Consider the following 21650-nt stretch of genomic DNA (forward strand, 5'->3'; position numbering starts at 1 on the left):
TGCCGGGCGCCGCCCGGGCACCGTCGGGCGGGGCCGGCCTGGCGCCCCGGCCACGCCCGACGGTGCCCGGGCGACCGACGTCGACCGCGGTCGGTAGGGTGTCGCGATGCACCGAACCATCACCCTGCCGGCCCGCTCCGCGCTGCCCGGATGAGCGCCTTCGTCCCGCCCGAGCCGCCGGCCTTCGCCGCCGCCTCACCGCGCGAGCGGACCGCGCGGATCGTCACCGAGACCCTGGCGCCCGCGCACCTGGCCATCGTCCTCCTCCTGCTGGTCGGCGCCCACAGCACCGAGGACTGGTCGGGGACCGGCTGGGGACTACTGGCCGCGTGGTTCTGCGGAGTGGTCCCGCTGGGCGTCATCGCCCTGGGGGTGCGGCGCGGCACACTGACCGACAAGCACATCCGGATCCGCCGCCAGCGCGTCGTCCCGATGGCCGCCAGCCTGCTGTCGGTGGTGGCGGGTGTCGCGCTGCTGTACGCGCTGGACGCTCCCGCGGAGGTGGGCGCACTGGTCGTCGCGATGCTGGCCGGTCTGGTGTCAGCGCTGGCCGTCACGGTGTGGTGGCAGGTCTCCCTGCACAACGCCGTGGCCGGCGGTGCCGCGATGATCCTGGTGCTGGCGTTCGGCCCGGTGGTCCTGCCGCTCGCGGCGGCCGCGCCGGTGGCCGTGGGCTGGTCTCGGCTGGTGCTGAAGGCCCACACACCCGCGCAGGTACTCGCCGGGACGGCGCTCGGTGGAGTCTGCGCGCTGGTGTTCACTCTGCTGCGCTGAGCCCCGCGCCCTGATCCGGCTCCGAGCCCGGCTTCCTCGGTTCCCGAGCGCCCCGAGCGCCCCAACCGTGACCGCCGTTCCCCGATAGGGTCGGTGGGTCGCCGCCGGGCCGGGCCTTGAGGAGGGTCTCCATGGAGCCGTTCACGCTGCCGGACACGGAGCGGCTGCCCGAGGTGCTGCTCGAACTCGCCGTCCCGTTCGACGAGGTGAACGCCGTCCTCGCCGCGCGCACCGGGCTGGCCCGGGACCGGGGGCTGCGGGCCGCGTTCGACGAGGTCCTGCGCGAGCAGTCGGCGGCGGTCGGGACGGTCGGTCGGCCCTCCGGATTCGGCGGCGGCCGGCCGGTGGAGTTCGAAGGTCCCGGGCACCTCCTGACCCTGCTCTTCGTCGCCCTCGCGCCGCAGACCCGGGCGTACCACCGTGCGCTCGGGATCAGCCCGGCGGTGACCCGGACCACTCTGGCCGATCTCGGCCGACAGCTGGTGGTGAGCCGGTGGCGGGGCCACCCCGGCGGCCTGGGCAACCCCGGCTGGCTGACCCTGCACTTCCGGGGCGAGCTGTACCAGCTCGGACGGCTCCAGTTCCAGCGCAAGCGGCTCACCGGGCCGGACGCCGAGGCGGCCGCCGGGGCCGGGTTCGGCCCCTGGTGCCTCCAGCTCCACATCCCCGACCACTGCGGCCCGCTCTCCCCCGAAGCCTGCGACCGCGCGCTCGCCCGGGCCCGCGGGTTCTTCGCCCGGCACTTCCCCGGCGAGCCGTACCCGGCGGCGTGCGCCTTCTCCTGGCTGCTCGACCCTCAGCTCTGCCGCTACCTGCCGGCGGACTCCAACATCGTCCGGTTCCAGCGGCGGTTCACCCCGCTTCGCCCGCCCGGCGAGCCGGAGGACGACAACCCGCTCCGCTACGTCTTCGGGGACGCCGGCCGACCGCTGGACTCGCTGCCCCGGGACACCCCGCTCCAGCGCGCCCTGGTGGACCACCTGCGTGCGGGCGGCCACTGGTACGTCGCCCGCGGGTGGCTGAGCCTCGGCGACCACGGCGGCTGACACGGACCCCCGGCGGACCGGGGTCCTCGCCGCAGAGGCCGAACGACTCCAGAGCACCGCCCTGGAGGCCAAGCGCCGCCTCGGCACCACCACCCTGCGCCCCGTCGGAGGGACAGCATGACGGCCCGACAGCACTCCCTCACCGACCGGGCCCTGGGCCGCGCACTCGCCCCGTACCCCGACTCCTACGGCCGCGACCGGGCCCGCGAGACCGGGCCCGGCCTGTCGACCCGGCCGCTCGTCGAGCTGCCGGCGCCGGCGGGCGCGGCCCACCTGCTGGCCGCCACCGTACGGGGCGCCGTGCGCAGGCTCCGCCCGGCAACGGTGCGCGGCTGATCTCCTCACCCGGAGTCCGGACGTCCGGGAAGTCGGTGGCGGGGCGATTGGCGCCCCGCCACCGACTTTTCATCTGCCTGTCATATCAATATGAGCACCCATCGCCCACGCGAGGGAACTTCCTTTAAAGATTTGCCCACGGAACATTAAAGGTCGCATAGTGAGAACGCCTCATTTGGCCCTACCAATGGCCAAGTTCAGGCAAAGTCCTGTGCGCGTCGCGTGCGGGGTGGGCGACCTGCTGTCGGCCGGTCGAGCCTCCCCCGGCGCCGCGCCCCACCTTGGCAAGTGAGGAGAAGGCAGTGCTTCACGGAGACATGGCGCCGGGCTACGGACAGCGCCTCCGCGAGGACATCGCGGCCCAGGGAACGACCCCGCTCATCGGCGTCTACGACATGTATTCGGCGTCGATCGCGGCCGAGCACTACAACGGCATGTTCGTCTCGGGATTCGGCTTCGCGGCCTCCTACTACGGCCTGCCCGACATCGGCTTCATCGCCTGGCCGGACATGGTGGCCTTCGTCGAGCGGCTGCGCGGGGCGTTCCCGCAGCACCACCTCCTGGTCGACATCGACGACGGTTACGTCGATCCGGAGGTGGCCTGCCACGTGGTGCGCAGGCTGGAACGGATCGGCGCCTCCGGCGTGATTCTGGAGGACCAGAAGCGCCCGCGCCGCTGCGGCCACGCCGACGGCAAGCAGGTACTGCCGCTGGAGGAGTACCTGGAGAAGCTCGATCAGGTCCTCGCCGCCCGCACCGACCTCCTGGTGGTGGCCCGGACGGACGCCACCGAGGAGAGCGACATCCTGCTGCGGGCCGAGGCACTCGCCGCCACCGACGCCGACGTCGTCCTGGTGGACGGGGTGCGCAGCGAGGAGTGGATCCGGCGGATCCGGCAGGTCGTGGGCGACAAGCCACTGCTGTTCAATCAGATCGCCGGTGGCAAGTCCCCCCGGCTCTCGCTGTCCGAGCTGGGAGAGCTCGGCGTGGACGTCGCCATCTACAGCACTCCCTGCCTGTTCGCCGCCCACCGCGCGATGGACGAGGCACTGGCCGGGCTGAAGGTGGCCGACGGCCGGCTGCCGGCCCCCGCCGAGGAGAGCCCGCAGATCGGCGTCCGCGAGTCCACCGAGCTGCTGGAGCGGAACATCGCCCGCCCGCGCCGGCGCGAGGCGGTGCGCGCGTGACGTCGGCGCCACGCGGGTGGGCCTCGGGTGGCGCGCTGCCAGGTGGCGCGCTGCCGGGTGGCGCGCTGCCGGGCACGGCGGCTCTGTGGCGTCTGGCCGTCGCCGGGGTGCTCGGGGCATGGGCACTGCTCGGCTGCGCCGCGGCGCCCGCGGTGGCGGGCGGCAGCCTGATCACAGTGATCGACAACTCGCATGCGGACTCGCTGGTGAGTACGGACTCGCTCCTGGAGATCGACAAGGCGGGCAACCTCCAGACCGGACAGGGCACGGCCGGCAGCGACCACGGGCCTGCCAATGCGATGGTGGGCACGGTGCTTGGGCTCGCTCCGGTCAGTGCGGCCGACTCGTCGGCGGGGAGCGGCGAATGAGCGGCGGGGTCCGGCCCGGGCCGGATCGGGTCCGGCCCGGGCTCCGGCTTCGGGGCCTCGACCCGTACGTGGCAGCGCTGGCGGGCACCGTGCTGCTCGCCGCGCTACTGCCCGCCACCGGTCGGACCGCCCGCGCGGCCGAGCTGGCCTGCGATCTCGCGGTCGGGCTGCTCTTCTTCCTCTACGGCGCCCGGCTCTCCGCCCGCGAGACACTGGCCGGGCTGCGCCAGGTCCGGCTGCACGGGCTGGTCCTGGCCTCCACCTTCGTCCTCTTCCCCCTGCTCGGGCTCGCCACCGGTGCGCTGACGCCCCGTCCGCTCTCCGAGCAGTTGCAGACGGGGGTGCTGTTCCTCTGCCTCGTCCCGTCGACGGTGCAGTCCTCGGTGGCGCTCACCGGCGCCGCCCGGGGCAACGTCCCGGCAGCGATCTGCGCGGGCACCTACTCCAGCCTGGCCGGCCTGCTCCTCACACCGCTGCTGGCCGCCTGGCTGCTGGGCGCTCACACCGCCCTGTCCGCGGACGGCCTGCTGCGGATCGGTGCGCAACTGCTCGCTCCGTTCCTCCTCGGGCAGGCGCTGCGCCCACGCATCGGCAGCTTCCTGGCCCGGCACAAACGGTTCCTGACCCCGGTGGACCGAGGCTCGATCCTGCTCGTCGTCTATACCGCATTCAGTGCGGCGGTGGCCCAGGGCATCTGGAGCATGACCACCCCCACCGCGCTGCTCGGTCTGCTGACGGTGCTGCTCGTGCTGCTCGGTGCCACCCTCGGCCTCGCCCGGCTCGGCGCGCACCTGCTGGGGCTCGACCGGGCGTCCGGCATCGCGGCCGTCCTCTGCGGTTCGCAGAAGAGCCTGGCGAACGGCCTGCCGATGGCGACCGTCCTGTTCGGACCGCAGGCCGGGCTCCTCGTCCTGCCACTGATGGTGTATCACCAGCTCCAGCTGATCGCCGGTACCCTTCTCGCCGGCCGCTGGTCACGGGCGCCCGCACCGGACACATCCGGAGCGGAGTCGCCCACACCCCGAGCGCGGTGGTCGGGGCACGACGGACGCCGTGCTCAACGAACGTAGGTCAACGAGCGCGGTCAGCGAACGTAGTACGGCCGGTGGTGCGCGGCGACCGGCGGGGACTGGTAGGTCCACACTCCGGCGGCGGGCGCGTTACCAACGAGCCGGTCGAGATCGCCGACCACCTCCTCGGCCTCCCCGTCCTCAGCGGCGACCTCGGAGCGCTCGCCGAGGGAGAGCCGGACCCGCGCCGCGCTACGGTCGTCCAGTGCGTAGAACCGGTACTGCTGGTGGACGTTGAGCGGCCCGGCCAGCAGTCGGCCCTCCTCGTCGGTGCCGTAGCCGGTGATCGGCGTGTTGTCGACGCCCTCGGGTGTGAGGCCCACCAGGTCGGCCTCGACGGCGAACAGTTCCCCGTCGTGGCGGCTCAGGCCCTCCGGACCGAGCGAGGCCCGACGGCAGGAGACCGACCAGCGCTCGCGCACGGACGGGGCGTTGAGCGAGGGCATCACGGCGTCGAACCAGCCGGCCCGCTTGGGCTCGGCGTAGAGCCTGCGGCCCGCGTCGATGGCGAGCGGGTTGTCGCACAGGACGTGCATCCGGGCAATCCCGAGCAGCTTGGTCTGGTCGTACCCCCGGGCGTACTGGCCGTAGTTGAGCTCGGGCAGGCGGTCCTCGGCGAACTGCGGGTGGGCGATGACGTTGATCTCCACCTCCTGGGTGATCCCCCCACCGCCCGGGTACTGCGCGAAGTAGAGCTGGTAGTTCAGCGAGACGCAGGCCATGCCGTCGAACAGGGCGACGGCCAGGCCCGGGTGGCGCTTGGCGAGCAGGTCGCGGCACGGACCCGGGGAGACGAGGTAGTCCACGCCGATGTTGTGCAGCGCGCCGTAGTGGAACGGCAGGTGGTACGGCTCCGGGACGGGCGGGAGCGGAAGGGCGGTCATCAGGACTCCGTCGGTCGGTGGGCGGGCACGGGCGGGCCCGCTGGTGCGCCGAGCGTCACCGCTCGGTGCAGCGCCAGCAGGTCGCGGTGGATCCGGTCGGCGCTGCGCAACGCGAGCGCGGCCATGGTGAGCGAGGGGTTGGAGGTGCCGAGCGAGGGCATCGAGCCGCAGCCGACGGCGTAGAGATTGGGGTGGTCCCAGCAGCGCTGCCACTGGTCGACGACGGAGTCGGCCGGCGAGTCGCCCATGATGTGCGTGCCGCCGGCGTGGCCCGCACCACGGTAGGCGTACGGGCGGCCCTCGTGTTCCAGCCGGCCCGGCCAGCGCGGCCCGGCCTCGTAGCGGGTGTGGTCCTCGGCACCGAGCAGTGCGAAGAGCTGGTCGGAGACGGCTCGGGCCGAGGCCATGCCCCGCCGCACGTAGGCGGAGAGGTCGTAGTGCAGGGCGGGGCGGGGCAGGCCGAGCCGGTCCCGCCGGTCCGGGTCGAGGGTGACGCGGTTGGCCGGGTCGGCGGGCTGTTCCAGCTCGAACTGGAACGCGAACTGCCGGCCGAGCCGGTCGCCCAGCCGGTCGCGCAGCTCCTTCCCGCGCACCCCGGCGGCGAGCAGCTCCGTGACCTCGACCTGCGGCGGCCCGGCGGCCCAGGACCAGCCCCAGTTGCCGATCTCGATCCGGAAGGGCGCGCGGCGGGTGCGGCCCGCACCGAAGCGGAACGCCTCCACTCCACTGGTCGACCCCGGGCCCCGGTAGGGGCCGACCTGGTCCGGCATCAGGCCCCAGGTGAGCAGCGCCGGATGGTCCATCAGGTTCCGGCCGACCTGGTCGCTGCGGTTGGCCAGGCCGGAGAGGAGCAGCAGCCGGGCGTTCTCGATGGCGTGGGCGGCGAGGACGACGAGGTCGGCCTCGACCCGGTGGGTGGCGCCGCCGGACAGGTAGTCGACGCCGGTGATCCGGCCCGTGCCGTCGGCGATCACCCGGCCGACCACGGCGTCCGTGCGCAGTTCGACGGTCTCGGACCAGCGGGCCTGGGTACGCAGCGGCGTGTACTTGGCACCGGTCGGGCAGATCGGGACACAGCTGGCGCTACCGGCGCAGGGCGCACCGCCCGCAGCGGTCGCGCCCGGGCCGTGCGGCGAATCCGCTGCCGGTCCACCGGGCAGCCCGTTGCGGGCGTGCGGCGTGGTGGTGACGGCGAGGCGTGCGACCTCCGCCACGGCGGGGTCGCGGACGGTGCGGCCGTCGAGGGCACGGGCGACCTGCCGGTCGAGGTAGCTGGCGGCGATGGCGCGGCTCGGGAAGACGTAACCCTCCGGAATGGGCAGGCCGACGGCCTCGCGCTGCTGGTCGGCGTCGGCCGCCACGCCGAGTTCCCGCTCGGCGTGGCGGTAGTACGGTTCGAGATCGTGGTAGCCGATCGGCCAGTTGCGGCCGTGGCCGAGGTCGCCGGTGCGGAAGTCCTCGGGGTGCATGCGCGGGGCGAGTCCGGTCCACAGCAGTCCGGTGCCCCCGTTGACCCGCAGGTAGCCGCTGGCGTAGGGCAGGGGTCCGTGCTGCACCAGGTGGCCGGTCGCGTCGAAGCCGCCGTCCGGTCGCCCGGTGAGGTCGCCCACGTCGGGGGACGGCGCATCCTCGCTGAGCGGGTACGGGGAGGTGGGAGTCCCGCCGCCGGCGGCGCGGTACGCCGTCGTGGTGGCAACGGCACTGCGGGCCGGGTGGCCGGCCTCCAGGACGAGGACGCGCCAGCCCTGCGCACCGAGGCGCTCGGCGACCAGGGAACCGGCGAAACCTGCGCCCACCACGATGGCGTCCCAGCGCGCGCTCACCGGCCACCGCCGTGCGGCGGCGCCTCGGCCCAGCTGCCGTGCCCGGGCGCGGCGGCACCTGGCGCGGTGCCCTGGAAAGTGCGCCACATCAGCCCCCGGTCGTAGGCGCGGGGCGAGGAGGGCGGTTCGCCCGGCCACGCTCCGACGTACCAGAGCTGGATGATGGCGTGCTCGTCACGGACCCGGCGGGCGAGCAGGGTGCGGTGGTGTTCGTGGGCCATGCCGGTGGCACGCAGCTCCGCCTCGTCGAACCCCGTGAGCCCGGCGGAGACCCGGAGGAACGCGTCGAAGTCGGCGAGGTCGTCGTGGTCGTCGCGCCCGTCGCGCCCGTCATGGTCGTCGCGTTCGTCGTGGTCGTCGATGGTTGGCAACCGGGCACCCCCACACGTGAGCACTGCATGGCCGAGGCATGTCACAACGGCGGCACGGACGACCGCAGCTGCGATCCTCCCTCCCGGTGCCGCGAGGGAGCACCGGATGCCTGGAAGTGATCTCTTCTGATCGATTCCAGGCCACCTGGAGCGTGAATATGACCATCCGATCCGCTGGAAGTGTCCGCGTCAGCAACCGCGGGTGCGACTCGTCGACGTGGTCCGGTGCCACGGCGCACCCACCGCCGAGACCCCCCGCACCGGACCGCCCCGCACGTACCTCACTGCACGTACCTCACCGCCCGCACCGCGATCGCCCGGGCGGCGTAGTGCAGCGCGCGCGGGCGGCGGGCGGCTGCGATCTTCGGAGCACAGGACGGTGCACCACCGTGTGCCTGGTGTCGAGACCTGGAGGCCCGGATGTGGCAGGCTCCCCCCGCGCCCACTCCGTTGGACGGTGAGTGGCTGCCGGTACTGGACATGCCCCCGCCGGGGCCGCAGAACCGGCTCACCGTGCTGGTGCGGATCCTGCTGCTGATCCCCCAGTTCATCGTGCTCTGGGCGTTGTCGGTGGTGGCGTTCTTCGTCACCGTGATCGGTTGGTTCGGTGCGCTGTTCCTCGGCCGGCTGCCGGGCTTCGCCGCCGACTACCTGTCCGGCTACGTGCCGTACGAGACCCGGGTGAACGCCTATCTGATGCTGACCCACGACCGGTACCCGCCGTTCGCGTTCCGGACGCCCGGCTACCCCGTACAGGTCGAGCTGCGGCCCGGTGAGCTCAACCGGCTCGCGGTCTTCTTCCGGATCGTGCTCGTCATCCCCGCGATGATCATCCAGGCCGTGCTGTACGCCGGCTGGTGGGCGGTCTCCTTCATCAGCTGGCTGGTGGTCCTGATTCTGGGCCGGATGCCGCAGCCGCTGTTCGAGGCCACGGCGGCGATCCTGCGCTACCGGATGCGGTACACGGCGTACCTGCTGATGCTCACCTCCGCCTACCCGAAGCGGCTGTTCGGCGACGAGCCGGCGCCGGTGACGGGCGGGCCGGTCTCGGGGACCCACCCGCTGGTACTGAGCGGCGGCGGACGCGGGCTGCTGGTCGCCTTCCTCGTGATCGGAGTGCTCTCCTCGGGCGCCAGCTCGATCACGACGACCTTCACGGACGATGACGGCTACACCGAGCACGTCACCGGCCCCCTGCTGCCGGGGCCCCTGCTGCCGGCGGGCCCGCTCGACGCCGCCCGCTGACCTCCGGTCCGCCGGGCCCGCGGCCCGGGCCGACCGGGCGCCCACCGACCCCGAGACCTTCCGGTCCCGGGGTCGGTGCCGTGGAAGGGGCCGGTGCCGTGCACGGGGTCGGCGACATGCACGGGGTGGCTTCCGAGCCGTCGGAGCCTGCGGCTCCCCGCCCCTCAGGGCGGCGGCTTCCTCACCGCCGTGCGGCCTGCCCGGCCGGGCAGGCGGAGGGCCGCACCGGGATCCGCCGCCGAGGCGCCACACACAGCCAGCGGGTGCGAACTCGGCGCGATCGTCGCAACCTTGAAAAGGAACGTCGTGCCGCCGTGGAGCCCGGTTCCGGCTCCGTCCGCACGAAGCGCTTGCCGCCGAGCGGTGTCCGCTCGGTCCGCCCACCCGCGCAGGGTACCCGTCACATCTGCCGCCGTGCCGACCGGCCGAGAGCATTGGATGGGATCATGACCACCGGTACAAGGGCATCCCCCACCCGGACGAAGAGATTGAGCGTCATCGAGGTCACGCGGGACCGTGAGGGAGTCTGGGCGTACGCCGACCTGAACCGGGTGCTCGGCGAGACGCCCGGCCTCGAACGTCCTGTCCCGTATGCCGCCGCCGACAGTGGCCTCGCCGCCCTCGGGTCCGGCCCGGACGGTCAACGCCTCTACTACGTCGACACCTTCGGCAGCGTCGTCGAGTTGGTCCATGACGGCAGATGGCTCGATGTCCGAAGGCTCACCACCGACTTCGGCGCACCGGCCGCCGGGAGCGGCCGCCTCGCCGCGACCTCGGCCGGTCACCCTGCCGTCCACTACCTCGACGCCCACGGTCGCATCGTCCGACTGCAGTGGGACGGCGACGATTCGGGGCGGTGGTCGTTCCGAATCGCCCAGGACGCACCCGCCGGCTCGTCCGCCACCCCGATTTCCGCACTGTCGACCGACGCGGACCAGTACGCCTACTACCTGAGCGGCCGGCACGTCATCGAAGTCCGCTGGGACACCGAGCTGAACCAGACCTTCCGCGACCTCACCTCCCGGACCAGAGGCGCCGACGAGCCCAATACCGCTCCCTATTCACTCAGTTCGCTCGCCACCGAGGAACTCGGCTCCGGCGCCCGGCGCGTCTACTATCCGAGCCTGACGGGACACCTCATCGAAATCGCGCTCGACGGCCGAGGTGACATGCGGGGGGACGCGTTCGACCTGACCGTCACGAGTGGCGCCCCCCGGACGGCGACGCCGACTCCGATGGCCGCCTTCGCCGTCGAGAACACCCGCCCTGAGAACACCCTGTCCCGGGTCTTCTACCTGGACGAGTTCCACGGTCTCAGCACGATGGGCCGGGAGGGGAACGGGTGGGCGCCGAAGGTGCTGGAGCACGTGCCCCCCGCCGCGCGCAACACCTCGGTCGCGGGCGCGAGCGATCCGTACAGTGCCTTGGAATACGTCCCGTTCGTCGATGCCTTCGGCCACCTGCTCACCCTGATCCGGACCGGGAACAGCTGGGACTGGGTCGACCTGAGCGGTGAGCTGGACCTCCCCCGTCCCGCGAGGCAGAGCCCGCTGGCCGCCGTCGTCACCGATGACGGAGCTCATGTCTACTACCTGACCGACGAGCCGCCGGTATGACCGACCGGGGCGGCCGGACCGTCCCAGGCTTCGGCCCCGCACCAGTTGGAGCGACCGATGAGAATGACCGACACCTACCAACGCGCCATCAACGGCACTCTGGTCTCGGGCGATGCCGGGTACGACTGCATACTGGAGATCGTCAACGACACACCGGTTCATCTGGATCTCTTCTGGATCAATGACGAAGGCGATCACGTCGGCTACAACAGGGCCGGGAAGGAATGGCGGCCCGGGTATCCCGGCGTCACCGTCGACCCCGGCGGCGGGTCCTTCCTGATCGCCTGCGAGGTCGGCACCTACTGGATTGCCAAAGTCACGTATTCGGGGGCCTTCGTGTCCGTCATCGACACCTGGGACGGGCCGGAGGTGGCCGTCCTCTCGGGTCTGCACCTGTTGGACCCCAACAACATCGGAGGCGTGCCCGAGCCGAACAGCCGTGTGATCATCCCGCCGGACGGTCCGGGAATTCTCGTGGGCGCCGGTGTGCTGCCGAACAGGAACACCGTCACCCGCGAACAGTTCTGGCAGCGCCTGCCGGACTCCTACAGTCTCGCCCCCCACGAGACACGGGCGGTCAACTTCACGATCAGCACGGGCATGCAGCAGAGTTCCTCGAACACGAAGACCGCGGCCGATTCGGTGAGCACCAGCGCGCGGGCCGGATGGGGACCGTTCAGCGCGTCGGTCTCGGCTTCGCTGAGCAAGTCGTCGACCTCGACCCAGCAGGTGACCGTGTCGACGCAGCAGACGTCGGTCGTCTCCACGACGTACGTCAACGACGGGGATTCCCCCGTGATGTTCCTCAACTGGCAGTTGACGGACGTCGTCACGGTCTTCAGTCCGAAGGGCCGTTCGCTGTCCTCCGTCGTCTCCGCCGCCACACCGACCGTCGTCTGGGGCCCTCGCGGTGTCGACGAGCTGAAGTCGCCATCGAGCAGCCCGGCCGCGCAGGACAGGGCCGACGACTGGCAGGCCGTGCACCCCAGGCTCCTGGAACTCCATCCGGCCGTCGACCCGGATCGGCAGAACCTCGACAGGACAAGGCCATGAGGATCGCCGGCGAGACCAACCCCAGCATCGTCGAAGTCGCCGAGAACAACGGCCGATGGACCTACACCGATCTCAACTTCGCTACCCAGGAAGGCCCTTCGAGCCCGGACCGGACGCCCTGGCGGCAGGTCGCTCCACTGCCCTCCGCCCGGAGCGGCCTGGCCGCCGTGGCGGGCGACGGTGACGGCCGGCAGGTCTACTACCAGGACCTGACCGGCAGCGTCACCGCTCTGACGCCCGCGGCGGCGGCTTTCACGGACCGGGCGGAGAGTCGTGTCTTCACCGCTGCCATCGACGCACCCGTCGCCGCCGGCGTCAGCACCCTGGCCACGACGGCCGGTCGGGGCCTCCAGGTCTACTACCTGGACCGGGAGCACCGTCCGGTCGCACTGGCGGAGTCGGCGGCCGGTGCCTGGGAGTACCTGCCGTGCGCCCAGGGACCCCCGGCCTCCGCCGTCGGGCAGCTCGCGGCCACCAGTACCGGGCGGGACCGGCAGATCTACTACCTGGACGCCCGGGGCCACCTGATCGAGGCGTCCTGGGTGAACACCGCCGGCGAACTCTGGTCGATCACCGATCTCACCGCGGAGCTCCTTGCACCGCTGCCTGCCGTGGTCAGCCCGTTGACCGCCGTGCACGATGGCGCCGACCTCCGGCGCGTCTACTACCTGGACACCGAGAGCCGGCTCGTCGAGCTGGCGTACTCGATCCGGCCGCCCGACAAGCGGAATCCGGAGGGCAGCGCCCGCTGGGAGGTCACCGACCTCTCCGCCTGGGCCGGAGCGCCCACGGCGGCCGCCGCCGGCCCGATGGCCGCGGCCCTCGGCGGCGACGGCCGACCCCACGTGTACTACCGGGACGGCGGGGGCGGGCTGATCGACATGGTCTGGCGCGGTTCCGGGTGGGAGCCGAGCTGCCCGACCGAGAGCGCCGACCGCGGCGCGGCCGCCCCCGTCGCCGCAGCGACGAGCGCGCTGGCCGTCACGCTCTCGGAAAGCGCGGAGTCGAGCCACCTCTTCTACGTCGACCCGAGGCAGCGACTCATCCACCTGTACCGGAACGGCCGGGAGTGGTGGTCCGCGGACCTGAGCACCGAGGCCGGCCTCCCGGCGGTCGCGCACTCCAGCCCGCTCGCGGCGATCTGCTCCACCGGCCCGCGCGTCTACTACCTCAGCGAGGAGTGAGGATCCATGGAGATGAACGAGACCTACCGGAAGGCCATCAACGGCACCCTCCACTCCTCTCCGTCGGGCCGGCCGGAGGGCTTTCTGATCCTCCAGAACGACACGCCCGTCCATCTGGACCTCTACTGGGTCGGCTACGACTGCTCCCTGTACGGCCTCGACAGAGCCGGAAGGTTCGCGCCGGGATATCCGGGCATCAAGCTCGCCCCGGGACAGGGGTGGGCGATGCAGACCGGGACCGAGCAGTACTTCCTCGCCAAGGCGTCGTACTCCGGGGCCTTCGCCGCCGTCTTCAAGGCGTCCTCGCCAGCTGACGTGCACTTCATCACCGGTGCGGACCTGCTGGACCCGAACGACATCGGCGAAATCCCCACACCCAACCGGGACATGGTCATTCCGCCGAACGGGCCGCGGATCCTGGTCGGCACCGGGAAGCTCCAGAACCGGAACTCGGTGACCCGCGAGCAGTACTGGAAGCGCCTGCCGGAGTCGTACAGCCTGGCCGGCGGCGAGACCAGAACCGTCAGCTACACCATCACCTCGGGAATCGAGGAGAGCTCCACCGACACGGCGACCACGAACATCTCCGTGGGTGCGGACGTCAGCGCCGGCTGGGGACCGTTCAGTGCGTCCGTCTCGGCCGCACTCAGTCGCTCCTCAACCACCACCCAACAGGTCACCACCTCGACCCAGACGACCTCCGTCGTCACCAACGAGTACACCAACCCCCAGGGGGCGGCCCCCCTCATGGTCATCTTCTGGCAGCTGACGGATGTCCTCACCGTGTTCGGCTCCGCGGGCCGGGCCAAGTCCTCGGTCATCAGCGGGAGGCAACCGCCCGTCGTCTGGGGCTCCCACGTCGACAAGCTGGACCCGCCGCACGAGGTGCCGAGCATCGCCCCGGAGGTGCTGGCTCGCGTTCCACCGGCCCCGTCCCTCACCGACGTGACCAACGACGGAGCCACCGACGGAGCCACCGACGGACGCACCGACCGGTACCGAGCGTAGCGAGCGCTCCGGTACCGACCGGACGAACCCACTCCCCACCACGGACAAGACGAGACGGGAGCCTCGAATGCCACTGGACGCGCCCTGCAAGCCGACCCCGGGCGGATACGAGATCCAGTGCGCGACGATTCCGCTGGCCGGAACCCTGGGCGCCACGATTCTGTGGGGCCCGGAGCGGCACCGGATCGGGATGTCGAACGCGCACGTCCTCGTCAGGCCGGGAAGCCCCGTCTGGCAGCCCAGACAGTCGGCCCCCGGCAGCCGCAGGATCGGGGTCGTCGAGGCGGTCTGCGCGGGGAAGGAGTACCCCGACCCGGACGCCTACTTCGACGACGGCAAGTACCGCTCGGACGCCCTGTTCGACTTCGCCTACTTTCTCGCCGGCGACGGTGAGACGTCGACGGAGATCGCCGGCGGGCTGTACTCCGGTCCCCCTGTCGTGGAGGGCCAGGAGATCGCCCTGCCAGCGCTGGAGACCCGCGCCCCGAAGAAGGGAGAGCTGGTGCAGTGGATCGGCAAGTCCACGGCGAGGATCCAACGGGGGGAGATCGTGGATCTGGATCGTTGGGCGTTCATGAGCCGCCACCCGAACGTCATCGGCGTGAGCGGACTGCTGAAGATCAGGCCCGAAGGCGGTCCGGGTGAGAACGGGGACTCCGGCGCGGCACTCGTCGCGGTCGACGACCGCCACGTCGTCGGCCTGTACTGCGGTTCGACGGCCGACAACAAGTTCGAGATGGGATCCAGGATCCCGGACGACAGCTTCGACCTCGGGCTCAGTGTTCAGGTCAGTGACGCGACGGCGGCCTTCCGTCGCAAACTGTACGAGGCCGACCGCCCTTCGTGCGTGGTGATGTGACGGACGCCGGGCCGTCGTCCGCCCGGCGCCGGCCGGGCGGGTCCGCCGCGACCGGGCGGGCGCCGAGGTCAGTGCGTGGCGCCGGAGCGGGCACGCTGCCAGGGCCCGGCGTCCGTGAAGTGGACGTCGTAGCGCTCCTGTTCGGGGAGGAGCCGATCGAGGGTGTCCAGTCCGGCGGCGATCCGGCCGAGGTGGCGGAAGTAGTCGAAGCGCTCCACCGCGGGTGTCATCACCACGAGCAGGTCGGCAGTGCGGCCGGGCGCCGCGCCGAACGCGTGGGACAGCCCGGGCGGGACGACCACCAGGTCGCCCGCCGCGACGGCCGTGACGGCGGGCGACCGGTCACCCAGGAGGAACTCCGCCGCGCCGCCGAGCACGTAGAACAGCTCCGAGGAGCGCGCGTGGAAGTGCGGCCTGGCGCCGTCCTCTCCCTCGGCCAGGACGAGGCGGTTGGCGCCGAACGCGCCGCCGGACGGGGCGCGGGACGGGGCGGCCGCTGGGGCGCCGGACGGGGCGGCGGCACCGTCGGCCAGTAGGTGGAAGGCGCTGCCCGCGGCAAGGGCGACGAGTTCGGCGTCGGCCGCGCGGACGACCAGCGCCGCCCCCGCGCCGGGCAACGGCTCACGGGTGGCGTCGGAGGTGGAGCGGGGGTTCGGGTGGGACGGCATCGGTGTGTCCTTCGCGGTCGGCCAGCTGTTCGGGATCCATTCGAGCCCGGGAATAGCGGCCGAACCAGGAGCAGTTGGCGATGTCACCGATCAGTGATCGCGATGGGTCGGCGCCGCCGGCTCAACGGCTCGTGAGGGGGGAGCATGGAGCTCCGGCAGCTGGCGTACGTGGTGGCGGTGGCCGAGGAGGGCGGGTTCGGCCGCGCCGCCGAGCGGCTGAGCATCGTGCAGTCCGCCGTCAGCCAGCAGGTTCAGCGGCTGGAACGCGAGCTCGGGGTGCTCATCTTCGACCGTTCGGCCCGGCACGTCCGGCTGACGGCGGCCGGTGAACGTCTGCTGCCGGAGGCCCGGGCCGTCCTCGCGGCGGCCGACCGCACCCGTCGGGTGGCCGCCGAGATCGCCGCCGGGGCCGACGGCGTGCTCCGCCTGGGCGCCGTCCACGGGCCGGCCGACCGGCTCTACGGCCTCCTCGCCGCGCTGGCGGACGTCGCACCGCGCCTGCGCGTCCGGCTCACCCGGGCCGCACCGGCGCAGCGGCTCGCGCTGGTCGACTCGGGGGCGCTGGACGCCGCCTTCGTGCGCGGTCCGGCCGGCGTCCCCGGGCTGGACCTGCTCCCGCTCTGGAGCGACCCGCTGTACGCCGCCCTGCCCGCCGCCCACCCGCTGGCCGCCACCGGGTCCGCCTCGGGCGACGGCGCCCCGCTGAGCCTGGCCCACCTGCGCGACCTTCCGCTACGTCTGGCACCCCGCGCTCACAACCCGCCCTTCCATGACCTGGTCACCGCCGCCTGGAGCGCGGCCGGCCTCGCCGCACCCGTCCCTGGCCCCGCGTTCAGCACCCTGCGTGAGACGCTCACCGAGATCGCCGACGACGCGCCGTCGTGGACGGTCTTCTACCGGGTGACCGAGCTGCCGCCGGTCCCCCGGATCGTCTACCGACCACTCGCCGACCTCACCGTCACCACCTCCCTCGCCGTCCGCAGCGGCCCGCCGCCGCCCGCCCTGCGCCGGCTCCTCCAGGCGGTCCGCACCGTGGCGCCCGCCCCGTGGGAAGGGGCCTCATGACAGTGGGCCCACGACAGCGGGCCTGTGAAAGCGGTCCTGTGAAAGCTGCTCCGTGACGGCAGAGGTCCCCGACCGGAGTTCCGGTCGGGGACCTTCGCTGTCGTTCGTTCGGTCGGTCGGTGCCGGAAGCTCAGTCCCGGTCGGACCAGGAGAAGGCGACGATCCGCCAGCCCTCGGAGGTGCGGACGAACTGGAAGGCTTTGGTGCCGCTGCCCTCGTACGGCCGGCCGTTCAGGATCCCGGACTTGCTGTACTCGCCGACGCGCGACGCGATGTCGCCCACGACCTCGGTGCGCTCGGACGTCTCCCACTCGGAGAAGTCGACCAGCCGGCCGTCGCTCAGCAACTGTTCGCGCGGGGCGATGAACTCCTCCACGGTGTACACGGTGAGATCGGTCCCGGTGTGGGCGATCACTCCTCCCGGCACCAGCAGCCGGCGCAGCCGGGCGACGTCCGCGGGCTTGCCGCCCCGGTTGTCGAAGGCGCCGAAGAACTCGGCGGTCAGCGCATCAATCTCGACCTTGGACATGATCAGACGGTAACACTGCAATAGCACCGTGGGGGCGGAGTTGTGGAAGCCGCCGGAGTCGCCTCGAACCCGCTGGTCGGACGCCCCCGGCGCCCGACCGAGCTCAGCTCACCCTCCGGGCCCCGCTCGCGGCCTCGGCGTGGTGGATGGCCGGGAGGGAGTGGCCCGCCGAGCGGAAGGCCTCGGTGACGCTTCCGGCCACCGCCTCGGCCGTTTCGGCCGCGACCAGGGCGATGACCGAGCCGCCGAAGCCGCCGCCGGTCATCCGGGCCCCGAAGGCCCCGGCGGTGACGGCCGCGGCGACCGCGAGATCGGTCTCCGCGCAGGAGACCCGGTAGTCGTCGCGCAGCGAGGCGTGCCCCGCCGTCAGGATCGGCCCCAGCCCGGCCGGGTCACCCGCGTCGAGCAGGGCCACCGCCTGCCGGACGCGGTCGTTCTCCGTCACCACGTGCCGGACCAGCGGCCGCAGCTCGGCGGGCAGCCGGGTGAGGGCCTCGTCCAGGCCGGTGAGCGGTACCTCGCGCAGCGCGGGCAACCCGAGCAGTTCGGCGGCCCGTTCGCACCCGGCCCGCAGCTGCGCGTAGGCGCCGTCGGCGAGGTCGTGCTTCACCTTGGTGTCGATCACCAGCAGCCGCAGCCCGGCGCCGGCCAGGTCGAGCGGCACCTGACGGGCGGACAGGTCGCGGGTGTCGAGGTACAGCGCCGCACCGGCCCGGCAGCACATCGACGCCATCTGGTCCATCACCCCGCAGGGCACGCCGACGAACCGGTTCTCGGCCCGCTGGGCGAGCAGGGCCAGCTCCTGCTCGCCCAGGCCGAGGTCGTACAGGTCGTCGTAGGCCACCGCGACCGCGCACTCCAGGGCCGCGGAGGAGGAGAGCCCGGCCCCGGTGGGGACGTCGCTGTCGAAGCTCAGGTCCGCCCCTCCGACCCGCTGTCCCGCCTCGGCGAGCGCCCGGACGACGGCGGCCGGGTAGCGGGCCCAGCCGGTCACGGTGCCCGCGGCGAGGTCCTCGGCGGTCAGCTCGGTGACGGCACCGTCGCCCTGGGCGCTGTGCAGGCGCAGCCGGCCGTCGGTACGGCGGCGGGCCCGCACGCGGACGGTCTGCGCCAGGGCGATCGGCAGCACGAACCCGAGGTTGTAGTCGGTGTGTTCGCCGATCAGGTTGACCCGGCCGGGGGCCGCCCACTCCCCTTCGGGCTGGTGGCCGTACAGCGCGTGGAAGGTCGTCATCGTCGTCGTTCTCCGGGTGGGCGGTCTGCGGGTGGGGGTGGGTCGGTCGGGGCGGGCAGGCGGGCCGGCGGATCAGGCGAGCGCCTCGCGCAGACGCCGCGCGGCGGTCTCCGGCGCGATGTCGTTGACGAAGGCGTCCATGCCCGACTCGACCCCGGCCAGGTACTTGAGCTTGTCGGCGGCCCGCCGGATGGTGAACAGCTCCAGGTGCAGGGCGAGTTCGTCACCGTCGCGGCCGGGGGCCTGGTGCCAGGCGGAGATGTAGGGCGTCCGCCCGGGAGCCTGCGGGGTGGCGAAGAGGGCGTCGAAACGGCGCAGCAGGTCGAGGTAGCGGACGGGGAACTCGGCGCGCTCGTCCTCGGTGAGCCCGGTGAGGTCCGCGACGCGCCGGTTGGGGTAGAGGTGGACTTCGTACGGCCAGCGGGCGGCGAACGGGACGAACGCCGTCCAGTGCTCGCCGGCGGCCACCACCCGTTCGCCGTCGGCGCGTTCGGCGGCGAGCAGGTCCTCGAAGAGGTTGCGGCCGGTGGCTTCGCGATGGCGCCCGGCCTGCTCGATCATCCGGGCGGTGCGCGGGGCGGTGAAGGGCAGGGCGTAGATCTGGCCGTGCGGGTGGGCGAGGGTGACGCCGATCTCGGCGCCGCGGTTCTCGAAGCAGTACACCTGCTCGACCTCGGGCAGTGCCGACAGCTCGGCCGTGCGGTCGGTCCAGGCGTCCAGCACCAGCCGCACGCGGTCCTCGTCCAGGTCGGCGAAGGAGACGTCGTGGTCGGCGGTGAAGCAGACCACCTCGCAGCGGCCGCCGCCCGGCCGGGCGTCGCGCAGCGGATCCGCCCCCGCGGCCCCGCCGTCCGTGACCCTGCCGTCCGGATGCACGGCGCCCGGAGACGCGGCCAGCGACGGGAAGCGGTTCTCGAACACGACCACCTGGTAGTCGGCGTCGGGGATCTCGCTGAGGCGCCCGTCGCGCGAGGGGCAGAGCGGGCACTCGTCGGCCGGCGGGTGGTAGGTACGGGCCTGGCGGTGGGCGGCGATGGTGACCCAGGCGCCGGTGGCCGGGTCGAGGCGCACCTCGGAGGCCGGGGCGGCCCGGTCCAGCGGGCGGCGATCGACGGCGGTGCGCGGCGGTGCGTCCGGACCGGCGTCGAAGTAGATCAGCTCGCGGCCGTCCGCCAGCTTGGTCACGGTCCTGGCCATCGTTCCCTCTCGGCTCGCCGGCGTCCCTGCCCCGGATGGCAGTCACAATCAAACATTATCCAACGAAAGTCAACGGCATAGTGTGGGCGGGCAACCGACCCGACCTGTCATGATGGCGACGATCACCGTTCACCCGGGTCACCACCCGCCGGAGGAGGCCAGCCCGATGTCCGACACCCACCAGCCCCTCGCCGGCGAGCGGCGCGCCCTGATCCTCGACCTGGTGCGCACCCGCGGCGGAGTACGCGTCAACGAACTCGTCCGCGAGCTCGGCGTGTCGGACATGACGGTCCGCCGGGACCTGGACGCGCTCGCCCGCAAGGACCTGCTCCACAAGGTCCACGGCGGCGCCGTGCGGATCGAGGACACGGTCATCCGCGAGCCCGGCTTCGAGGCCAAGTCGTCCTGGCAGCTTCCCGCCAAGGAGGCGATCGCCCGGAGCGCGGCCGAACTCGTCCAGCCAGGCTCGGCCGTCGGCCTGGCCGCCGGCACCACCACCTACGAGGTGGCCCGCTGCCTGCGCCCGATCAGCGCCCTGACCGTCGTCACCAACGCGCTGCGCATCGCCGACCTGATGGAGGACCCCGGCGCGGACGGCACGCCCTCCTCCGCCACGGTCATCCGCACGGGCGGCGTACGGACCCCGTCGGACGCCATGGTGGGCCCGGTCGCGGACCAGGCCATCCGCTCCCTGCACGTGAACGTGCTGATCCTCGGCTGCCACGGCCTGTCCGCCGACGGCGGGCTGATGGCACCCAACCTCGCCGAGGCCGAGACCAACCGGACGTTCATCCACTCCGCCCGGCGGGTCGTCGTGGTGGCCGACCACACCAAGTGGAACTCCGTCGGCCTGGTCTCCTTCGCCCCGCTCGGCCAGGTCGACGTCCTGATCACCGACGAGGGACTCCCCGAGGAGGACCGTGCGGCGGCCGCCGCCCTGGTCGGCGAGCTGGTCGTGGTCCCGACCGCCTGAAGGCCGGTACGGCGGGCGCCGTCCCCGGCACGGAGCGGGCACGAGGGAACCGAAGGACCTGCGGGCGGTGGCTGTGGCATCCGGCTACGGAGCCCGCGCGGAAATCCGTTTGTCGGACCGCAGCGACCACTGCTACGTTTCCGGAGGCCGTGCGAGAGAACTAAGGAGGTGGTACCCGTGAACGCAGTATCGACATGGGTGCTCCCCTCCGTGGCCACGGTCGGACGATAGGTCGTCCGGGAGCGCCGTTCCAGAGCACTCCCGAAAGGCACGACCCGTGCACTTCACTTCCGAACAGCGTCTCGACGACGGCATCCTCGAACGCGAATTCACCCTCGGCGAGATCCCCGGCATCCTGTGGACGCCCGCGTCCGCCTCCGCACCGGCGCCGCTGATCCTGCTCGGCCACCCCCCGCTCGGACTGCGCAGGATGTACCCCCGACTGGTGGCGCGGGCCCGGCACGCCGCGGCGGACGGCTTCGCCTCGGCCACCATCGAACTCCCCGGGAGCGGCGACCGGCCCCGCTGGGCCGCCGTCGATCAGGCCCGCGCCGACCTGCGCCGGGCCGTGGAAGCAGGCGAGCCGGTCAGCGACGAGATCATCGCCGCCCTCATCCTCCCACTCGTCGACAAGGCGGTCCCGGAATGGCAGGCCGCCCTCGACGCCCTCCTGTCGTTGCCCGAGATCGGCGGCCCGGTCGGGTACTCGGGGGGAGTGATCTCCATCGGCGTCCGCCTCGCGGCGGTCGAGCCGCGCATCGTGGCCGCCGGGCTCTTCGCCGGCAGCTTCGTGCCTCGCGCCATGTTCGAGGAGGCCCGCCAGGTCACCATTCCCCTGCACGTCCTGCTGCAGTGGGACGACGAAGGGAACGACCGGCAGGCAGCCCTGGACCTGTTCGACGCCTTCGGCTCCAGGGAGAAGTCCCTGCACGCCAATATGGGCGGGCACACCGGCGTGCCACAGTTCGCGGGGGACGCCGCGGCCCAGTTCTTCGCCCGGCACCTGAAGTGAGGCCGGGCCGACGGTAGACGGTAGGCGGTACTAGCCAGGACTCCGCTCATCGAGGCCGAACAGGGCATCCGCCGGATCGCCCTGGCCTCCTCACAGGGCGCCGGCGACGACTGGGCCCGCCTCAACCCCCTGGTGAAGGCGTTCATCA

Annotated in this window: 22 protein-coding genes; 15 read left to right on the forward strand and 7 right to left on the reverse strand. The window is 72.5% G+C overall.

Features of this window, described 5'->3' with window-relative positions; translation table 11 throughout:
- Positions 1–150 precede the first annotated feature (150 nt).
- The 6 genes from AB0J08_RS09270 (at position 151) to AB0J08_RS09295 (ending at position 4781) form a co-directional block, all read left to right on the forward strand.
- The gene (locus AB0J08_RS09270) at positions 151–774 is read left to right on the forward strand and encodes a phosphatase PAP2 family protein (RefSeq protein WP_360629419.1); all 624 of its coding nucleotides are present in this window, start codon (positions 151–153) and stop codon (positions 772–774) included.
- A 131-nt stretch (positions 775–905) separates the two neighbouring features.
- Complete coding sequence (locus AB0J08_RS09275) at positions 906–1820, forward strand: acyltransferase domain-containing protein (protein WP_360629423.1); 915 nt, start codon at positions 906–908, stop codon at positions 1818–1820.
- A 117-nt stretch (positions 1821–1937) separates the two neighbouring features.
- Positions 1938–2156 (forward strand): hypothetical protein, encoded by a 219-nt coding sequence (locus tag AB0J08_RS09280; RefSeq protein WP_360629425.1) that lies wholly within the window; start codon positions 1938–1940, stop codon positions 2154–2156.
- 317 nt (positions 2157–2473) lie between these two features.
- Entirely contained in the window at positions 2474–3343 is an 870-nt protein-coding gene (locus AB0J08_RS09285; RefSeq protein WP_360629505.1) for an isocitrate lyase/PEP mutase family protein, read from the forward strand.
- A complete protein-coding gene (locus AB0J08_RS09290) occupies positions 3340–3711 on the forward strand; it encodes a hypothetical protein (RefSeq protein WP_360629428.1) in 372 nt (123 codons plus the stop codon). The genes AB0J08_RS09285 and AB0J08_RS09290 overlap by 4 nt, the downstream gene beginning before the upstream one ends.
- On the forward strand, positions 3708–4781 hold the full coding sequence (locus AB0J08_RS09295; RefSeq protein WP_360629431.1) for a bile acid:sodium symporter family protein: 1074 nt from the start codon (positions 3708–3710) through the stop codon (positions 4779–4781). The genes AB0J08_RS09290 and AB0J08_RS09295 overlap by 4 nt, the downstream gene beginning before the upstream one ends.
- A 14-nt stretch (positions 4782–4795) precedes the next feature.
- Here AB0J08_RS09295 and AB0J08_RS09300 read toward each other — a convergent pair whose 3' ends face one another.
- The 3 genes from AB0J08_RS09300 to AB0J08_RS09310 are packed head-to-tail and all read right to left on the reverse strand — an operon-like array spanning position 4796 to position 7859.
- Positions 4796–5665 carry a hypothetical protein gene (locus AB0J08_RS09300; RefSeq protein WP_360629434.1) on the reverse strand — a complete coding sequence of 290 codons (870 nt, stop codon included), beginning with the start codon at positions 5663–5665 and terminating at the stop codon, positions 4796–4798.
- Positions 5665–7488: a GMC family oxidoreductase gene (locus AB0J08_RS09305; protein ID WP_360629438.1), complete on the reverse strand. Its 1824-nt coding sequence runs from the start codon at positions 7486–7488 to the stop codon at positions 5665–5667. The genes AB0J08_RS09300 and AB0J08_RS09305 overlap by 1 nt, the downstream gene beginning before the upstream one ends.
- Positions 7485–7859: a hypothetical protein gene (locus tag AB0J08_RS09310; protein ID WP_360629441.1), complete on the reverse strand. Its 375-nt coding sequence runs from the start codon at positions 7857–7859 to the stop codon at positions 7485–7487. Before AB0J08_RS09310 ends, AB0J08_RS09305 begins: the two co-directional genes overlap by 4 nt.
- A 420-nt stretch (positions 7860–8279) precedes the next feature.
- Here AB0J08_RS09310 and AB0J08_RS09315 point away from each other — a divergent pair, with 420 nt between their 5' ends.
- From AB0J08_RS09315 to AB0J08_RS09340, 6 genes are all read left to right on the forward strand, one after another.
- Complete coding sequence (locus AB0J08_RS09315; RefSeq protein ID WP_360629444.1) at positions 8280–9104, forward strand: DUF4389 domain-containing protein; 825 nt, start codon at positions 8280–8282, stop codon at positions 9102–9104.
- 446 nt (positions 9105–9550) lie between these two features.
- Positions 9551–10720: a hypothetical protein gene (locus AB0J08_RS09320; protein WP_360629447.1), complete on the forward strand. Its 1170-nt coding sequence runs from the start codon at positions 9551–9553 to the stop codon at positions 10718–10720.
- A gap of 63 nt (positions 10721–10783) precedes the next feature.
- On the forward strand, positions 10784–11773 hold the full coding sequence (locus AB0J08_RS09325; RefSeq protein WP_360629450.1) for a hypothetical protein: 990 nt from the start codon (positions 10784–10786) through the stop codon (positions 11771–11773).
- On the forward strand, positions 11770–12957 hold the full coding sequence (locus AB0J08_RS09330) for a hypothetical protein (RefSeq protein ID WP_360629453.1): 1188 nt from the start codon (positions 11770–11772) through the stop codon (positions 12955–12957). The genes AB0J08_RS09325 and AB0J08_RS09330 overlap by 4 nt, the downstream gene beginning before the upstream one ends.
- 6 nt (positions 12958–12963) lie before the next feature.
- Positions 12964–13965, forward strand: coding sequence for a hypothetical protein (locus AB0J08_RS09335; RefSeq protein ID WP_360629456.1), 1002 nt, complete (start codon positions 12964–12966; stop codon positions 13963–13965).
- 67 nt (positions 13966–14032) lie between these two features.
- On the forward strand, positions 14033–14824 hold the full coding sequence (locus tag AB0J08_RS09340) for a hypothetical protein (protein WP_360629459.1): 792 nt from the start codon (positions 14033–14035) through the stop codon (positions 14822–14824).
- Positions 14825–14892: 68 nt separating this feature from the next.
- Here AB0J08_RS09340 and AB0J08_RS09345 read toward each other — a convergent pair whose 3' ends face one another.
- On the reverse strand, positions 14893–15492 hold the full coding sequence (locus AB0J08_RS09345) for a cupin domain-containing protein (RefSeq protein ID WP_360629462.1): 600 nt from the start codon (positions 15490–15492) through the stop codon (positions 14893–14895).
- A gap of 144 nt (positions 15493–15636) precedes the next feature.
- On the opposite strand from AB0J08_RS09345, the gene AB0J08_RS09350 reads away from it, so the two are divergent.
- The gene (locus tag AB0J08_RS09350; RefSeq protein WP_360629465.1) at positions 15637–16557 is read left to right on the forward strand and encodes a LysR family transcriptional regulator; all 921 of its coding nucleotides are present in this window, start codon (positions 15637–15639) and stop codon (positions 16555–16557) included.
- Between the two features lie 130 nt (positions 16558–16687).
- Here the strand turns inward: AB0J08_RS09350 and AB0J08_RS09355 are convergent, their stop codons facing one another.
- The 3 genes from AB0J08_RS09355 to galT all read right to left on the reverse strand — a co-directional run bounded on the left by AB0J08_RS09355 (position 16688) and on the right by galT (position 19517).
- The gene (locus AB0J08_RS09355) at positions 16688–17086 is read right to left on the reverse strand and encodes a DUF4440 domain-containing protein (RefSeq protein ID WP_360629468.1); all 399 of its coding nucleotides are present in this window, start codon (positions 17084–17086) and stop codon (positions 16688–16690) included.
- Positions 17087–17189: 103 nt separating this feature from the next.
- Positions 17190–18320 (reverse strand): galactokinase, encoded by a 1131-nt coding sequence (gene galK, locus AB0J08_RS09360; RefSeq protein WP_360629471.1) that lies wholly within the window; start codon positions 18318–18320, stop codon positions 17190–17192.
- Positions 18321–18392: 72 nt separating this feature from the next.
- Complete coding sequence (gene galT, locus AB0J08_RS09365; RefSeq protein WP_360629474.1) at positions 18393–19517, reverse strand: galactose-1-phosphate uridylyltransferase; 1125 nt, start codon at positions 19515–19517, stop codon at positions 18393–18395.
- Between the two features lie 166 nt (positions 19518–19683).
- Between galT and AB0J08_RS09370 the strand changes: the two genes are divergently transcribed.
- Together AB0J08_RS09370 and AB0J08_RS09375 are read left to right on the forward strand one after the other, a co-directional pair.
- On the forward strand, positions 19684–20490 hold the full coding sequence (locus AB0J08_RS09370) for a DeoR/GlpR family DNA-binding transcription regulator (protein ID WP_360629477.1): 807 nt from the start codon (positions 19684–19686) through the stop codon (positions 20488–20490).
- A gap of 277 nt (positions 20491–20767) precedes the next feature.
- On the forward strand, positions 20768–21502 hold the full coding sequence (locus tag AB0J08_RS09375; protein ID WP_360629481.1) for an alpha/beta hydrolase: 735 nt from the start codon (positions 20768–20770) through the stop codon (positions 21500–21502).
- Positions 21503–21650 lie beyond the last annotated feature (148 nt).

Source organism: Kitasatospora sp. NPDC050463, assembly GCF_040655255.1.
Taxonomy (GTDB): domain Bacteria; phylum Actinomycetota; class Actinomycetes; order Streptomycetales; family Streptomycetaceae; genus Kitasatospora.

Excerpts from the sequence above, each read along its gene's own strand:
- AB0J08_RS09295 (WP_360629431.1), top strand. The coding sequence starts at position 3,708 with ATGAGCGGCGGGGTCCGGCCCGGGCCGGATCGGGTCCGGCCCGGGCTC.
- AB0J08_RS09355 (WP_360629468.1), bottom strand. The coding sequence starts at position 17,086 with ATGTCCAAGGTCGAGATTGATGCGCTGACCGCCGAGTTCTTCGGCGCC.
- AB0J08_RS09345 (WP_360629462.1), bottom strand. The coding sequence starts at position 15,492 with ATGCCGTCCCACCCGAACCCCCGCTCCACCTCCGACGCCACCCGTGAG.
- AB0J08_RS09280 (WP_360629425.1), top strand. The coding sequence starts at position 1,938 with ATGACGGCCCGACAGCACTCCCTCACCGACCGGGCCCTGGGCCGCGCA.
- AB0J08_RS09270 (WP_360629419.1), top strand. The coding sequence starts at position 151 with ATGAGCGCCTTCGTCCCGCCCGAGCCGCCGGCCTTCGCCGCCGCCTCA.
- AB0J08_RS09330 (WP_360629453.1), top strand. The coding sequence starts at position 11,770 with ATGAGGATCGCCGGCGAGACCAACCCCAGCATCGTCGAAGTCGCCGAG.
- galK (WP_360629471.1), bottom strand. The coding sequence starts at position 18,320 with ATGACGACCTTCCACGCGCTGTACGGCCACCAGCCCGAAGGGGAGTGG.
- AB0J08_RS09275 (WP_360629423.1), top strand. The coding sequence starts at position 906 with ATGGAGCCGTTCACGCTGCCGGACACGGAGCGGCTGCCCGAGGTGCTG.
- AB0J08_RS09340 (WP_360629459.1), top strand. The coding sequence starts at position 14,033 with ATGCCACTGGACGCGCCCTGCAAGCCGACCCCGGGCGGATACGAGATC.
- AB0J08_RS09335 (WP_360629456.1), top strand. The coding sequence starts at position 12,964 with ATGGAGATGAACGAGACCTACCGGAAGGCCATCAACGGCACCCTCCAC.
- AB0J08_RS09350 (WP_360629465.1), top strand. The coding sequence starts at position 15,637 with ATGGAGCTCCGGCAGCTGGCGTACGTGGTGGCGGTGGCCGAGGAGGGC.
- AB0J08_RS09320 (WP_360629447.1), top strand. The coding sequence starts at position 9,551 with ATGACCACCGGTACAAGGGCATCCCCCACCCGGACGAAGAGATTGAGC.
- galT (WP_360629474.1), bottom strand. The coding sequence starts at position 19,517 with ATGGCCAGGACCGTGACCAAGCTGGCGGACGGCCGCGAGCTGATCTAC.
- AB0J08_RS09315 (WP_360629444.1), top strand. The coding sequence starts at position 8,280 with ATGTGGCAGGCTCCCCCCGCGCCCACTCCGTTGGACGGTGAGTGGCTG.
- AB0J08_RS09300 (WP_360629434.1), bottom strand. The coding sequence starts at position 5,665 with ATGACCGCCCTTCCGCTCCCGCCCGTCCCGGAGCCGTACCACCTGCCG.
- AB0J08_RS09285 (WP_360629505.1), top strand. The coding sequence starts at position 2,474 with ATGGCGCCGGGCTACGGACAGCGCCTCCGCGAGGACATCGCGGCCCAG.
- AB0J08_RS09370 (WP_360629477.1), top strand. The coding sequence starts at position 19,684 with ATGTCCGACACCCACCAGCCCCTCGCCGGCGAGCGGCGCGCCCTGATC.
- AB0J08_RS09325 (WP_360629450.1), top strand. The coding sequence starts at position 10,784 with ATGACCGACACCTACCAACGCGCCATCAACGGCACTCTGGTCTCGGGC.